This is a genomic window from Vagococcus penaei (assembly GCF_001998885.1).
Lineage (GTDB): Bacteria > Bacillota > Bacilli > Lactobacillales > Vagococcaceae > Vagococcus > Vagococcus penaei.
The window spans coordinates 1010552-1024611 of sequence record NZ_CP019609.1 but is presented as its reverse complement, the minus strand read 5'-3'; the positions used below and the strand labels follow the sequence as shown (position 1 = coordinate 1024611).

General features: G+C 34.8%; 15 protein-coding genes. 13 read left to right on the top strand and 2 right to left on the bottom strand.

Going from position 1 to position 14060, the window contains the following annotated elements; translation table 11 throughout:
• Window positions 1-107: 107 nt before the first annotated feature.
• Window positions 108-1325, top strand: coding sequence for an MFS transporter (locus tag BW732_RS04785; protein ID WP_077275715.1), 1218 nt, complete (start codon window positions 108-110; stop codon window positions 1323-1325).
• A 57-nt stretch (window positions 1326-1382) separates the two neighbouring features.
• Complete coding sequence (locus tag BW732_RS04780; RefSeq protein ID WP_077275714.1) at window positions 1383-1568, top strand: hypothetical protein; 186 nt, start codon at window positions 1383-1385, stop codon at window positions 1566-1568.
• A gap of 447 nt (window positions 1569-2015) precedes the next feature.
• On the opposite strand, the gene BW732_RS04775 is transcribed toward BW732_RS04780, so the two are convergent.
• The gene (locus BW732_RS04775) at window positions 2016-2417 is read right to left on the bottom strand and encodes a hypothetical protein (RefSeq protein ID WP_077275713.1); all 402 of its coding nucleotides are present in this window, start codon (window positions 2415-2417) and stop codon (window positions 2016-2018) included.
• A gap of 207 nt (window positions 2418-2624) precedes the next feature.
• Here BW732_RS04775 and BW732_RS04770 point away from each other — a divergent pair, with 207 nt between their 5' ends.
• The 4 genes from BW732_RS04770 to deoC all read left to right on the top strand — a co-directional run bounded on the left by BW732_RS04770 (window position 2625) and on the right by deoC (window position 6204).
• A complete protein-coding gene (locus tag BW732_RS04770) occupies window positions 2625-3401 on the top strand; it encodes a sulfite exporter TauE/SafE family protein (RefSeq protein ID WP_077275712.1) in 777 nt (258 codons plus the stop codon).
• A gap of 228 nt (window positions 3402-3629) precedes the next feature.
• A complete protein-coding gene (locus tag BW732_RS04765) occupies window positions 3630-4412 on the top strand; it encodes a (S)-acetoin forming diacetyl reductase (RefSeq protein ID WP_077275711.1) in 783 nt (260 codons plus the stop codon).
• Between the two features lie 96 nt (window positions 4413-4508).
• On the top strand, window positions 4509-5441 hold the full coding sequence (locus BW732_RS04760) for a sugar-binding transcriptional regulator (RefSeq protein WP_228414978.1): 933 nt from the start codon (window positions 4509-4511) through the stop codon (window positions 5439-5441).
• Between the two features lie 88 nt (window positions 5442-5529).
• The gene (gene deoC, locus BW732_RS04755) at window positions 5530-6204 is read left to right on the top strand and encodes a deoxyribose-phosphate aldolase (RefSeq protein WP_077275709.1); all 675 of its coding nucleotides are present in this window, start codon (window positions 5530-5532) and stop codon (window positions 6202-6204) included.
• A 47-nt stretch (window positions 6205-6251) separates the two neighbouring features.
• Here the strand turns inward: deoC and BW732_RS04750 are convergent, their stop codons facing one another.
• Window positions 6252-7253, bottom strand: a complete 1002-nt coding sequence (locus BW732_RS04750; RefSeq protein WP_077275708.1) for a helix-turn-helix domain-containing protein — start codon at window positions 7251-7253, stop codon at window positions 6252-6254.
• Window positions 7254-7355: 102 nt separating this feature from the next.
• On the opposite strand from BW732_RS04750, the gene BW732_RS04745 reads away from it, so the two are divergent.
• The 7 genes from BW732_RS04745 to sppA all read left to right on the top strand — a co-directional run bounded on the left by BW732_RS04745 (window position 7356) and on the right by sppA (window position 14060).
• Window positions 7356-8624 carry an MFS transporter gene (locus BW732_RS04745; RefSeq protein WP_161485516.1) on the top strand — a complete coding sequence of 423 codons (1269 nt, stop codon included), beginning with the start codon at window positions 7356-7358 and terminating at the stop codon, window positions 8622-8624.
• Window positions 8625-8728: 104 nt separating this feature from the next.
• Entirely contained in the window at window positions 8729-9781 is a 1053-nt protein-coding gene (locus tag BW732_RS04740; RefSeq protein ID WP_077275706.1) for an endonuclease/exonuclease/phosphatase family protein, read from the top strand.
• 16 nt (window positions 9782-9797) lie between these two features.
• On the top strand, window positions 9798-10337 hold the full coding sequence (locus tag BW732_RS04735; protein ID WP_077275705.1) for a GNAT family N-acetyltransferase: 540 nt from the start codon (window positions 9798-9800) through the stop codon (window positions 10335-10337).
• 209 nt (window positions 10338-10546) lie between these two features.
• A complete protein-coding gene (locus BW732_RS04730; protein WP_077275704.1) occupies window positions 10547-11722 on the top strand; it encodes an MFS transporter in 1176 nt (391 codons plus the stop codon).
• A gap of 104 nt (window positions 11723-11826) precedes the next feature.
• Entirely contained in the window at window positions 11827-12204 is a 378-nt protein-coding gene (locus BW732_RS04725; protein WP_077275703.1) for a YxeA family protein, read from the top strand.
• 162 nt (window positions 12205-12366) lie between these two features.
• Complete coding sequence (locus BW732_RS04720; protein WP_077275702.1) at window positions 12367-12798, top strand: Hsp20/alpha crystallin family protein; 432 nt, start codon at window positions 12367-12369, stop codon at window positions 12796-12798.
• A 218-nt stretch (window positions 12799-13016) separates the two neighbouring features.
• A complete protein-coding gene (gene sppA, locus BW732_RS04715; RefSeq protein WP_077275701.1) occupies window positions 13017-14060 on the top strand; it encodes a signal peptide peptidase SppA in 1044 nt (347 codons plus the stop codon).

The following is a 14060-nucleotide window of genomic DNA, read 5'->3' as shown; positions in this document are numbered from 1 at the left end:
ACAGATAAAAGTTTTCAGAAAATGATGAAAAGGTGGAATAGCTTAGATAAAAGATAATATAAAAATGGTGGTTTTGTCGGTCAAGTGATTTTGAAAGGAAGAATAAAATGAAGGAACAGTCGGTTGATAAATTATTTAATAAAGGATTTATCAGTATTACATTAATTAATTTTGTGGTTTATTTAGTTTATTATTTATTGATGGTTATTATTGCAGTGATTGCCACAGATCAATTAGGAGCAACAACTAGTCAGGCTGGTTTAGCTTCAGGAATTTATATTATTGGGACACTCTTAGCGCGCTTATTTATGGGTAAATGGCTTGAATTAGTTGGACGTAAAGCAGTATTACGTTATGGAGCTATTTTTTATCTCTTAACAACAATGGCTTACTTATATATGCCGAGCATTGCAATCTTATTTACTATTCGTTTTTTAAATGGATTTGCTTATGGAACGGTATCGACAGCAACGAATGCAATCGTTACAGCGTACATTCCTGCTTCAAAACACGGTGAAGGTATTAATTATTATGGGTTAAGTACTAGTTTAGCTGCTGCAATTGGACCGTTTATCGGGATGATTTTATTAGCAACAACGAATTTTTATACAATTGCCATGGTATCAATTATTTTAATTGCTATCACAACAGTTGCTTGCTTTATTTTCCCAGTGAAAAACATTACATTGTCAGCTGAACATCGTGCCGAATTAAAAAGCTGGAGTTTAGATAGCTTTATTGAAAAGAAAGTTGGTTTTATTTCATTTATCGCGTTTCTAATGGGCTTAGCATATTCAAGTGTTTTATCATTTTTAGCAACTTATGCCCAAGAACTTGATTTAGTTAAAGTAAGCTCTTATTTCTTTGTAGTCTATGCCTTAGTTGTTACTGCAACACGCCCAACAGCAGGTCGTATTTTTGACGTGAAAGGTGAAAATTATGTAATGTATCCTAGCTATGTCTTTTTAACTCTAGGCTTACTACTATTAAGTTTTACGAATGCTTCATGGGAATTATTACTTGCCGGTGCCTTTATTGGTTTAGGTTATGGAACATTTATGTCAAATGGCCAAGCTGTATGTTTGAAAACTTGTGAAACGAAACGAATTGGCGTGGCATTATCGACTTACTTTATTGGTTTGGATTTAGGTCTTGGTGTTGGACCATATGCTTTAGGAGAATTACACCAATTTATGTCGTTTAAAGGTATTTATATTGTTGCTGGAGTCATTCCAATTATTTGTGCAGTACTATATGGTCTTTTTTATCATCCAAAACCAGCAAAACGCCAAGTTGTTGATATTCAAGTGGATGTAACAAAATAGACATACTACTAGCGTATGAAAGCAATGAATAGTAAATAATTAAAGGAGAGGTTATAAATGAGTGCAGAAGAACACCAAATTGTTGAAGTGTTAGAAATGATGTTAAGTAAACTGGAAGAAGTTAGTGAAAAACTCGATAATATTGAAGACAATACACATTCTATGGATACGTATCATACGAGTATGGACCATTATGCACAAACAATTGAGTCTGTTATGGAAAATGACAATATCATGGGTTAATCAACTTGACCTTTTAACTTGAAAACGACTAATGTGATTGTTGGTTTCTTTCTAAAAGTAGTTAAATTGAGCAAGAAATTTTGGTTAGTTAAATGTGTTGCGATTATTTAATAACAACAAAGGTTAGACAGATTGTTTTAAAAATAATGGTATCATAATAAGCGTTTGACAATTCAAAAACTTAGCTTTATTATGTAACTATAAGATATGTTAATATCTTTTTTCGATTCTAATCAGTTAAAAAGTGTATGCCATGCATTTTTTAAACAATATTATCGAACCCCCTTCCCAAGGATTGGAGAAACTCTTTATAGGCTCCCCCGCCTATAAAAAAGTTTCTCTATTTTTTTGTTTAATATCAATTAAACATCTATACCAATTTAAAAAAAGCACATAAATTGATAAATAAAGTTATTTATTTTTTTGTTAAGGAATCAAAGGAAATTGTTAACGTGCTTTTGGTTTTGGAGGCATTTTCCCATATGTTTTTTCTAAAGGAATTAGAATTTTATTGAGTTTCTTAATAGTTAGCGGCATTTTATTTAATTCAATCGCATAACTGCAAGGTGAACTATAGCTGAATTCTTCAATAGATAGCCCACTTAGAGTAGCTAAATCAAGTGGTGATAGGCGGAACGTCTTTGTGTAATAATTTAAGGCATCTTCAAAGTAAAAGCGTTTCTTAGTTGTCCAATGAATCCAAACTGAAGCAATCAGCATTAGGCTACCAACTATCAATTGAATAGTGAGATTAGAAGCAAAAATTAGCGGTAAACCTAAAAGAAAAATTAATATGATATACAATAATGTATAAATATAAGCTAAATTTTGACGAATCAGTGTATTCATGGAACATCAGCTTCTTTCATAATAGGTTAACAGTTGAGTACCTCTTATCATTATTATAGCAAAAAAAGAAAACGTTTTAAAATGAATAGGCACTAATTCTTAATAGTCTTGTGACTATAAATCTAATCTTGCAATAATCGATGGTCAGTCAGTGAACAACTTTGTTATGATAGATGTAAAGCTCATTAAGAAAAGGAGATAAGTGTAGTGATAGGTATCTTATATATTTTAGTCATTATTTTAGCTAATTCAGTCGGTGCTGTATCTGGTATGGGGGGAGGAGTCATCATTAAACCTGTACTTGATTTTATTGGTTTTCATAGTATTGCCGAAATTTCATTTTATTCAACGGTAGCCGTTTTGACAATGTCTGTTGTCTCAACGAGTAAACAAATTAAAAATGGAATATCTGTTAATTGGACAAGTGCGGGGCAGTTATCTGTTGGATCAGTCATCGGTGGAGTTATTGGCACTACAGCGTTTAATGCCCTACTTAAACAGTTTCCCGATGGAATGGTTGTTCAACTAACGCAAATTATCTTAACGTTACTGACATTGCTATTTGCTTATTGGTACAGTCGTGGTGAACGTCGTCGATATAATTACCAATCTGGAATTATAAAAATAGCAACAGGCTTTTTATTAGGTTTTTTAGCTAGTTTATTAGGGATTGGTGGCGGACCAATCAACGTAGCGTTGTTGATGCTCTTATTTAATTTGCCGATCAAGGCGGCAACCGTCTATTCAATTATTATTATTTTATTTTCTCAAGCAGCAAAAGTTATCACAATTTTCTTATCTAAAAAATGGATAGGAATAGATATGACTATGTTATGGTATATTATTCCTGCAGCAATTGTTGGTGGCTACCTTGGGGCATTAATTAGTAAAAAAGTAAGTAACCAACGTGTAAATCAAATTTATCAAGTGGTTATTTTATTAGTGATGGCTCTTAACATCTACAATGCTTGGCGACTTTTTTGATTTTTTAAATGTTATTATTGATAAATGGATATAATTTTTTTAATAAATCATTTGGTTATATAAAATATATATAACATATGTTAATGATATTCTTAATTTGGTTTTATTGTTTATTTAAAAATAAAATCAGTTATTTATTTTTAAATAAATTATTGTAGTTATTTTAATCTGGTGTTATGATTGTATTGTTACAAAAAGCACAATCAGACTGTCTAGGAGGAATGACGTATGGTAGAAAGCAAGCAACATGTGGCGTTTGTCACTGGTGGAGGTCAAGGAATAGGAAAAGCGATTTGTTTACGCTTAGCTCAGGACGGGTTTAAAATAGCCGTAGCTGATTATAATTTTGACACAGCGACTGAAGTAGCCAATGAGATTAATAATAAAGAAGGCCAAGCCGTTGCAATTAAAGTGGACGTTTCTGATCGCGAAGCTGTGTTTGCAGCAGTTGAAGAAGCCAAAGAAAAATTAGGTGGCTTTGATGTGATTGTTAATAATGCTGGCTTAGGACCACAAACACCAATCGAAGAGATTACATATGACACATATCGTCGTGTGTTTGATATTAATGTTGGTGGTACAATTTGGGGTATGCAAGCAGCAATTAAAGCATTCAAATCATTAGGTCATGGTGGTAAAATTATCAATGCTAGCTCACAAGCTGGTCAAGTTGGTAACCCTGGTTTGGCAGTTTATGGTAGTAGTAAATTTGCGATTCGTGGCTTAACTCAAACTGCGGCAAAAGATTTAGCTAATTTAGGAATTACCGTTAATGCTTACTGTCCGGGTATCGTTAAAACACCAATGATGATGGGAATTGCAGAACAAACAGCAAAAGAAGCTGGCAAACCGTTTGAATGGGGCTTAGAACAATTTAGTCAAAATATTACCTTAAAACGCTTATCTGAACCTGAAGATGTGGCTGCATGTGTATCTTATTTAGCAGGACCAGATTCTGACTATATGACAGGTCAAGCTTTAATTATTGATGGTGGTATGACATTTAATTAATATAGTAGTTAGATATATGATAAAGAATATGATTTATTTGTTATAATACAAATAAATCATATTTTTTTTATCGATAGTTTAGCGAGGTGAATTAACTTGGAAAAAGATCAATTAAGTGTGGAAGTTGCAAAATTATATTATCAGCTCGAATATGGTCAGCAACAAATTGCTAATGAATTAAATATTTCAAGACCAACTGTTTCGAGACTTTTAAAACATGCAAAGGATCAAGGCTTTGTGCAAATAACAATCACTGATCCATTTAATGATACAACGATTTTGGCAAGTCGAATTAAGGAAAAATACGGTATCAATCATGTTATCGTTGCACAAACGCCAAGCGAAAATTATGAGTTGATTATCGAGCAGCTCAGTACAGAAACAGCGCGCTTTCTTTCACAGTCCATTCAGCCTAATGATATTATTGGCATTGGCTGGGGAACAACGATTTATGAAGTCGCTAAAAAACTGCCAGCTCAACATATAACAGGAATACAGGTTGTTCAGTTGAAAGGGAGCATCACACATTCTAAAACGAGTACTTATGCGCATGAGACGTTAGCATTGTTTGCAGAATGCTATGACACAATGGGAATTCCTTTGCCATTACCGGTGATTTTTGATAACAAAGAGGCAAAATGTGTTGTCGAACAAGATCGGCATATTCAACATATCATGTCACTCCAACAGCAAGCAACGGTGGCTCTTTATACAGTTGGGACTATACGCGATGAAGCATTACTCTTTCAGTTAGGTTATTTATCATCAAATGAAAAGGCAAGGATTCAGAGTGTTGCTGTAGGTGATATTTGCTCACGTTTTTATACGAGTCAAGGTCAAATTGCAGATGAAGAGATTAATCAACGAACAATTGGGATTGATTTAGTTGAATTAAAAGCCAAACGCTTATCGATTTTAGTTGCTGGTGGCGCGCATAAAGTTGAGGCAATTAATGGCGCTTTAGTTGGAGGGTACACGAATACCTTGATTACTGATTATTGGACTGCTAAGCAATTAGTCCAAATGTAATCCGATGAAATAAAGTTCATTTTTTATTTTACATATGTTCAAGAGTGTCGTATACTATGAGTATCAAAACAAAAGGGGAGTATGACACATGACACATTTAGCTCAAGCAATTGACCATACAAAATTAAAAGCGGATACAACGCAAGCAGAGATTTTAACTTTAATTAACGAAGCGAAAGACTATCATTTTTGGTCAGTTTGCATCAATCCAGTATGGATTCCATTTGCTAAAAAAGAATTAGCTGATAGTGACGTAAAAATTTGTACGGTAATTGGTTTTCCTTTAGGAGCTAACTCATCAAAAGTGAAGGCTTTTGAAACTGAGCAAGCAATTTTAGATGGTGCTGACGAAGTAGATATGGTCATTAACGTTGGTGCAATGAAAGCTGGTCAATACGATGTAGTACGTGACGATATTCAAGCGGTTGTTACAGCTGCTAATGGTACGCTAGTCAAAGTGATTATTGAAACCGCCTTGTTAACTAAAGAGGAAATTGTTAAAGCGTGTGAGTTAGCGGTTGAAGCTGGTGCGAATTTCGTTAAGACATCAACAGGTTTTTCAACTGGTGGTGCAACGGTTGAAGATGTGAAGTTAATGAAAGAAACAGTTGGTGATAAAGCCTTAGTCAAAGCTTCTGGTGGTGTAAGAACTACGGCTGATGCGGAAGCAATGATTCAAGCCGGTGCATCAAGAATTGGCGCAAGTGATGGCGTAAAAATTGTGACTGGTTCTACAGAAGTAACTGAAGATAATGGGTATTAATTTATCTAATAAAAAGCTAAAAATCACTGATTTTTAGCTTTTTTCTTTTAAGTGAAAAAGAAGACAGAATTAGTCTCATCAATCATTTTTAATAGCGTAGTTAACATCCGACGATAATTTTCTTCGGCTTTTTTTTGCTTTAAAATATGGCAAATAGAAATAGCTTGTTCACATAAAAGTTGTCCATTTAGGAAATCTTTTTGTGCTAGTAGATACCAACCTTGGTAAAATTTAAGTTTGGTACTATTAAAAAAGTCATTTTCCTCACGTAATAACTTTTCAGCTAAATCGAGACTGTTTTTTGCTCGGATAAAGTCATCAAAGTTGATAAAGACACTAAATGAGGAAAAAACCAAATCCAGTTTTAACTGATCCATCATAGCGAGCCCTTGTTGTTTTTTTGTCCGGGTAACGGCGATTGGGAGTAGGTGTGATACATCATCTGGCGGAAAAGTAAATTGGAAATAGCGAAAAAGGGTGATTTCAAAGAGGCCCCAATTATCAACAGAATGGAGATAATGAATAATTGGGCCAGTTTTCTCACGAAATTCTTGAATCAGTTGTAAAGCAATTTTTTTTGTTTCAATGTCACCATTTTCAGCTGTCCAACGTTGATTAAAGCGTAGTGCCTCACGAATGATGTCTAAATAAATTCGAGTGTACTCTTGGGCTTTTGTGGATTTATCTAGTTTGTGTTCAAGGGCGTCAAGTTTTTGGATACCTAAGGTGAAATCGCGACTGACAATGGTTTCTTCATTGATTTTTGAGATGCAATTGAGATTCTCGAAAAAAGAACTAGAGATGTAACTTGGTAAAGCCGTTAGATGTTTGAAAATCGGTTTTTCAGCTTGTTGGTGATACAAGTAAAGAAATTCTTCGACGGTTACATTGATAGCATCTAGTAGATGGACTAAGCGTGATACACTAATATCTGATTGCTCTTTTTCAAATTTACTAATAAATGAGACGCTACTGATTGTTTGAGTGGCGACTTCTTGTAGTGTTAAGCCACGGTCTTTACGCAGTTGACGAAATAAACAGCCATACATAACAAATTAACCTCTTTCTTTTTCCACTATAGTGGAATTTTTTCTTGCTTTTACTATACCTCATTTATACTATGTCTAACAAATGAAATGAGGGATTTAAGTATGAAAGAATTTCGGGACATACCAGTCTATCGACAGCTGGTCTTATCAGGCTTATTAAATGGTATCGGAAATAGTCTATTTAATATTGTCTTTGTGGTTTATGCCAGTACATTACCATTTAAAGAATTAGCAGTCACATTAGCATCTATGGCAATCTTCATTCCAAATGTTTCTCAGCTTTTCTTAGGGTATCAAGCAGATCGGACGTTGCGGAAAACTCGTGGAACGATTATCGCTAAGTTAGCCCAAGCTGGTTTGTTTTTTTGTCTGTCACTTTTAATTACATTACCAGCGTCATTGCCATTATTTATTGGATTACTGTTAATCAATGTTTTAGCAGATTGTCTGGGGATTTATAGTGGCGGTGTCATGTTGCCAATTATTAAAAAAGTAATCCCTGTGGGATCGCTAGCAACAGCTATGAGCTTTCAATTTTCGCTACAAACGTTAGTTCAAATTATTTTTCAAGGAATAGGCGCATTAGCGATTGTCTGGATGAATTATCAATTTGCTTGGTTTGGAGTGATTAATGCATTGATGTTTCTAGCCTCGGCAGGATTTATTATGCGTTACCGTCATGAAATTGCGTCCAATGAACCACCTGTCACAACAGAACAAATCGCTGACCAACAGTCATTGATAAAACATAGTAAAGAAACGTTGAGTATTTTGACTAAAAATCCTTTTTTACTCCAAGTTGGTCTATTAGCGTTAGCAGTTAATACAATCGGGACGAGTACAGATGGTCTAACCAATTTGACGCTACTCCAAATTGATACTATGTGGTTCGGCAATTACGGAAATACGGTGGCTATTTTAGGCATGTTATTATCGATTGGAATGGTTTTGGGTGCATTATTAACAAATGATTTATTTAAACGCTTATCATTATTTGGTTTAATTGCGTGTATGATGGTTTTGACTAGTGTGATTCCAGTGATTATGGTGCTTTATCATAATGCAGTCATTCTATGTGTGTTATTCTTTAGTTTAGGTTATTTGTTAGGTAAAATTAATCCGAAAATTTCGGCTTATTTAATAGAGCAAACACCTGAAAATAAATTAGCGATGATGAGTGGTGTCTTTTCAATGATTGTCATGTTAGGTGGTCCTGTTGGTCAAGCTGTATTATTAGGACTTGCTAATATTTATCATCCAGTAGTTAGCTGGCGTGTGTACTTAGTGGCCAGTATCTGTGTGATGGTGCTATCGCTTTACTTTAATTACAAGAATCATCAAAAATTAGGTGTGATTGAACAAGAAGCCTAATCTATTTTAAGTTGATTTGCTGTTATTATCATTAATCACTTGTTTGTTTAGTCCGTTTAATTAAGGTATAATTAGCAAATAAGTTTGTGAGGAGTGATTATTTGGTGAAACGATTCTTGCGCTATAGTCTATTTTTGCTAGTGACTATTGTTGTTTTAATACTAGGTTTGGTTGGTTTTTTAACCCTACGTGAGTATCGACCAGCGGAAGTTACAGCACTTAATGTAACAGCAGGGACGCATGAGTTGGCCGAAAAACAAGATTTGTCTTTCGTGACTTATAATATTGGTTATGGAGGCTTAGGTGCAACAGAAGACTTTTTTATGGACGGAGGTCGAACTGTTCAACCAAAAGATAAAACAATGATTACTACCAATTTAACTGGTATTTCGGACACGTTGAAAAATTTGCCAGCTGATATATACTTACTTCAAGAAGTTGATCGTCAATCAAAACGTTCTTTTGGTATCAATCAAGAGAAGTATCTGAGCGAGCAATTAAACTTAGATAGCGTGTTTGCCTATAATTTTAAAGTTGATTTTGTCCCATTTCCTTGGCCGCCAATTGGTCGAGTAGCAAGTGGGATAATGACCATGACTGATGCTAAAATGACTGAAGCTAAAAGATTATCGCTACCAAGTCCGTTCACCTGGCCTGTTAGTACGAGCAATTTAAAGCGCGCCTTATTGGAAACACGTTTTCCTTTAAAAAATAGCCCACATGAATTAGTCGTTTTTAATTTACATTTAGAGGCTTATGATAACGGTGAAGGCAAGATAGCACAACGTGAACGATTAACATCAGTGTTAGAAAAAGAGTATCAAAAAGGCAACTATGTTATTGCTGGTGGAGATTTCAATCAGGTATTTGAGGGGAGTCAGTCATTTCCAGAGTTAAAACAAGATGGTTGGCAGCCGGGTCGGATGTCAGCAAGAGATTTACCAACTAATTTTAGCTTTGCCTACGACACTCAACATCCGACCGTTCGAGTCTTAAACGCTCCATATACCGGTTCTTATGAGACGTCACAAGTGTATAGTGTAGATGGGTTTATCGTATCAAATAATATTAAGGTTAAAAAAACTGAGGTGATTGACGTAGGATTTAAGCATACCGACCATCAACCAGTAAAATTAACCGTGTCTTTAAATGAATAAAAGGAGCTAACACATAATGTTGATTGGAAATAAGGTTTATTTATCTGAGTTACGTGATGGCGATACAGAAGATTTTGTTTTATGGCAATGGGATACTGATTTTATGAACGGAATTTCAGCAGATGTCTTTCATCCTTTTCAAGCGGAAGATTGGGCTAAAATGTTTGCTGAATCAGATTCCAATGAGGCATTCTATTTTACAATTCGTCAAGTAGCGACTGACCAAGTCATTGGTTTTGTCTCATTAACAGAGGTCTTGTTTAAAAATCGTCGGGCAGAATTAGGCATTGGTATTCTAAATCCAGAATATCGTGGCAAAGGTTACGGCGATGAAGCTGTTCGCTTAATTTTACGCTATGCGTTTGATCATTTGGGTTTGCATAAAGTTAATTTATCGGTACATGCTTATAATGTAGGGGCAATTCATTTATATGAAAAAATTGGTTTTCTCCGTGAAGGGGTTAATCGTGAGGCAATCTATCGGGATGGTCAATGGTTTGATCAATATGATTACGGCTTTTTACAGAACGAATATCGTGAACGCTTAGACAAATAGAATGTAACTAATCACACGTTAGCCTATGTTTAGTGCTAACGTTTTTTGTCATTTATTGACTAGCTTTAAACAAAATTTCACTATCAATTTGACATCATTTCATTTAAACTAAAAGTAATGAAAGGATTTTCAAAAAAGTTAGATTATGTTGGTTCGTCTGTCACGTTAGTAGTAATGTGATCAATAAACTGACCAGATTGGGGAAATTTATGAAACAAACACATCGTACTATGGAGATTATTGCTATTTTATCATTATCGTTGATGTTAACATCAACACTATCAGTTTCGGGAGTAATTCCTGAGTTGCTACTATATTTTAATGACTATTCACGGTCATCCGTTGAATGGTTAATCTCAGTGACTTCAATCGCCACCACAATTATGGTAGGACTCAATCCGCTTGTATCAAAAGTGATATCTGAACGTAAAAGTGTTATTTTAGGCTTATTACTGACTGGCATTGCGGGCGTAATTCCATTCTTTATTGTTTCTTATCCAGTTATCCTTGTCTCACGAATTTTTATCGGTGTTGGCATCGGTTTTTTAAATACACGTGCAATTAGTTTGATTGGTGAGCGTTTTTCTGGCAATATGCGGTCAAAATTATTGGGATTTCGTGTGTCAGCTGAAACAATTGGTCAGACAGTTTTAACCTTAGCTGCAGGCCAATTATTACTAGTGTCATGGCAAGCACCATTTTTGATTTATCTGACGGCCTTTTTAATCCTAGGATTATACTTAGTTTATGGACCGAAAGACACATTACCTGCAAGCGATGACTTACCAGTCACAGAGGTGCAGTCAGCCGCTAAATTGACACGTAAACAAGTGAACTATGTGTTGGTAAACACCCTATTTTTGGGGATTCTCATTTCAATTAGCGTCTCAACGATTTTACGTATTCCAAGTTTGCTTGTTGAACAAGATATTGGTACAGTATTAGTAGCAAACCGTACACTTAGTCTATTTATGTTTGCTGGTTTTTTGGCTGGCCTTTGTTTTGGCTCTTTTGTTGTTAAATTTGGTCGCTATATTTTACCAGTTTTTCTAGTGATTAGTTCACTTGGGTTAGGTTTATTAGTCCTTTCGCAAACAATCATTTTCAGTCTGTTAGGTGCTTTTTTAGCTGGATTTGCCTTAACAATTTGTGTGTCCTGTGTGTTTAATAATTTGTCTGAAAATATTACTAAGGAAGCATTAAATACTGCTAATTCGATTGTATTGGTTGGATCTAATTTAGGAGCAGCTACGGCACCACTTTTGTTAGGGATAATCGCGATAGTTAACCCTGATTTACGAGTACCATTTGGATTACATGCCTTGATTTTATTGGTGATTGCCGCTCTACTTTTAGCGAAGATTCCTCGTACAGATAAAATATAAATACATCTCAAGACTGAGTATGATTTAGACCGTAGATTGATACCAAAAGATTAAAAATCAGCCATAATAGTTCTGTCAATAAAATAAATTGGAGGTACTGGAAAATGAAAAAAGTCGGATTAACTATTTTAACGCTTGTGATACTTTTAGGTGGTGCCGGTAGCTATTACTTCTACCAAAATTACGTCCGCGGTACCTATTACTATACGCAAGTCATTAATGAAGGTAAACAAATCGATATGTTTAAAGAAGATGGAACGCCAATGGGTGATGATTATGAATACAATCAACTTGGCTATGATAAAGATGGTCAATCTAAAGAATTAGAATTTCATGCAAATAAACAACGTCCATTAAAATTAAAGGCTTATTTAAAACTAAAAATTAATCCCAATAAAGGTAATTTAAGTTGGGAAGAAGTGACTGAAAAAGACGTACCCGCCGCAGCGTTAAAAAAACTAGAAGAAACTAAAAGCGAGTAGTAAATAGTATTTATTTATTGTTTTATTTGCTTTTAAATTAACTTTAGTTTAGTTTTTTTTATTAATCAAAAATAGTCAAAAATAACTGTTTTTACTTGAAAAAACACATTTTTTTATTATAATAATAAGTGTAAATAATAAAAAAATGAAAGGATGATTGAGATGACTAGAGAATTACTCTACCGTGATTCTAATTTGTTGGACATGACACCTATTCGTTTTTTTGAGGAAATGGGTCGTCAGTTTTTTGGTGAATGGCGGGAAAATCAAGTGAAGACGGATATCCACGAAACAGTTACAGACTACCTGGTTGAAGCTGAGTTGCCAGGGATACCTAAAGACAATATTGTCGTTCATTATGAGGATAATATTTTAACGATTGAAGGCCAGTATTGTGAAGAAAATCAAGTACATCATGCTCGAGGCAACCTAATTCGTAGTGAACGCAGTTATCAAAAAATTAGGCGTCAGTTTATTCTACAAGGTGTTGTAAAAGAGCAGATTACTGCGAATTACGAGGATGGCATCTTGACTATTAAATTACCTAAAAAACAGTCATCACGACGTATTAAACAAGCCATACCGATTGATTAAACATGAAGCAGTTTAGAGTGGCGACTCTAAACTGCTTTCTTATATCTCTTATCTAGCAATTTGCTTAATTGGTGAGCACCAGACCATTTTTATTTGACTGTTTAAACATATCATGTTTTACTTTTTATATGACGTGTTATTCTATAATGAAATGGTATAATCTAACGTCATAATAAAAAATAAGCCATCGTAGCATGGCTAAAAATAGGAGAGTTGGTATGGATAAACGAAGATGGGCAGCGGTCATTATCGCTGTAGGATTATTGATTTTATCAATTGTGACATCTGGTATTTCAGCAGTCACAACTAAAAAGGATAAAGAGTCTGAAGAATCAACGTTGGTTGGTTTAAATAAATTGTTATACGGCTCAAATGACTTAACGGAAGATATAATTGAAGAAGGCTCTAGTAGCCAAAAAATCGTGAAATTATCGGTTCAAGGAGCGATTGCAGATACTGGTGAAGGCAGTTTGTTTAGTCAATCTGAGTATAATCATCAGAATTTTATGCAACAATTAAAACAAATTCAAGAAGATGAAACCGTTAAAGGTGTCTTGCTTCAAGTAAATTCACCAGGTGGTGGTGTGTATGAAAGTGCTGAAATTACGCATGAGCTAAATAAAATTAAAAAACTTGATATCCCAATTTATACGGTTTTTGAAAATGTCGCTGCGAGTGGAGGGTATTATATTTCTGCAAATACCGATAAAATTTTTGCTTCAGATGAAACGACAACTGGTTCGATTGGGGTTATCATGTCAGGCTTAAATTATGCTGGGTTGCTAGAAAAATTAGGTGTATCCGATACAACATATAAAAGCGGAGCCTTGAAAGATATGATGTCACCAAGTCGCAAACCAACTAAAGAAGACAGTGAAGTTTTACAGACATTTGTCATGAGTGCCTATGAACGCTTTGTTAAAGTAGTGGCTGATGGCCGTAAAATGGATACTGAAAAAGTGAAAAAATTAGCTGATGGTCGAATTTATGATGGCTCACAAGCCTTAGAAAACGGTTTAATTGATGCGATTGGTTACCCTGACGATGCTTTAGCCGCTTTGAAAAAAGACAAGAAATTAAAAAATGCGACTGTCATTTCTTATAGCAACAGTACAACTGGCTTTGGATCATCATGGTTTGGTGCGAAATTGGCAGAATGGCAAGGGTTAAAACCAACACAAACGGAACGTGTGACACGAATTGTAGAAAAACTAGGGACGACAGAGGCACCAAAACCAATGTACTATTATGGAGGTTTTTAA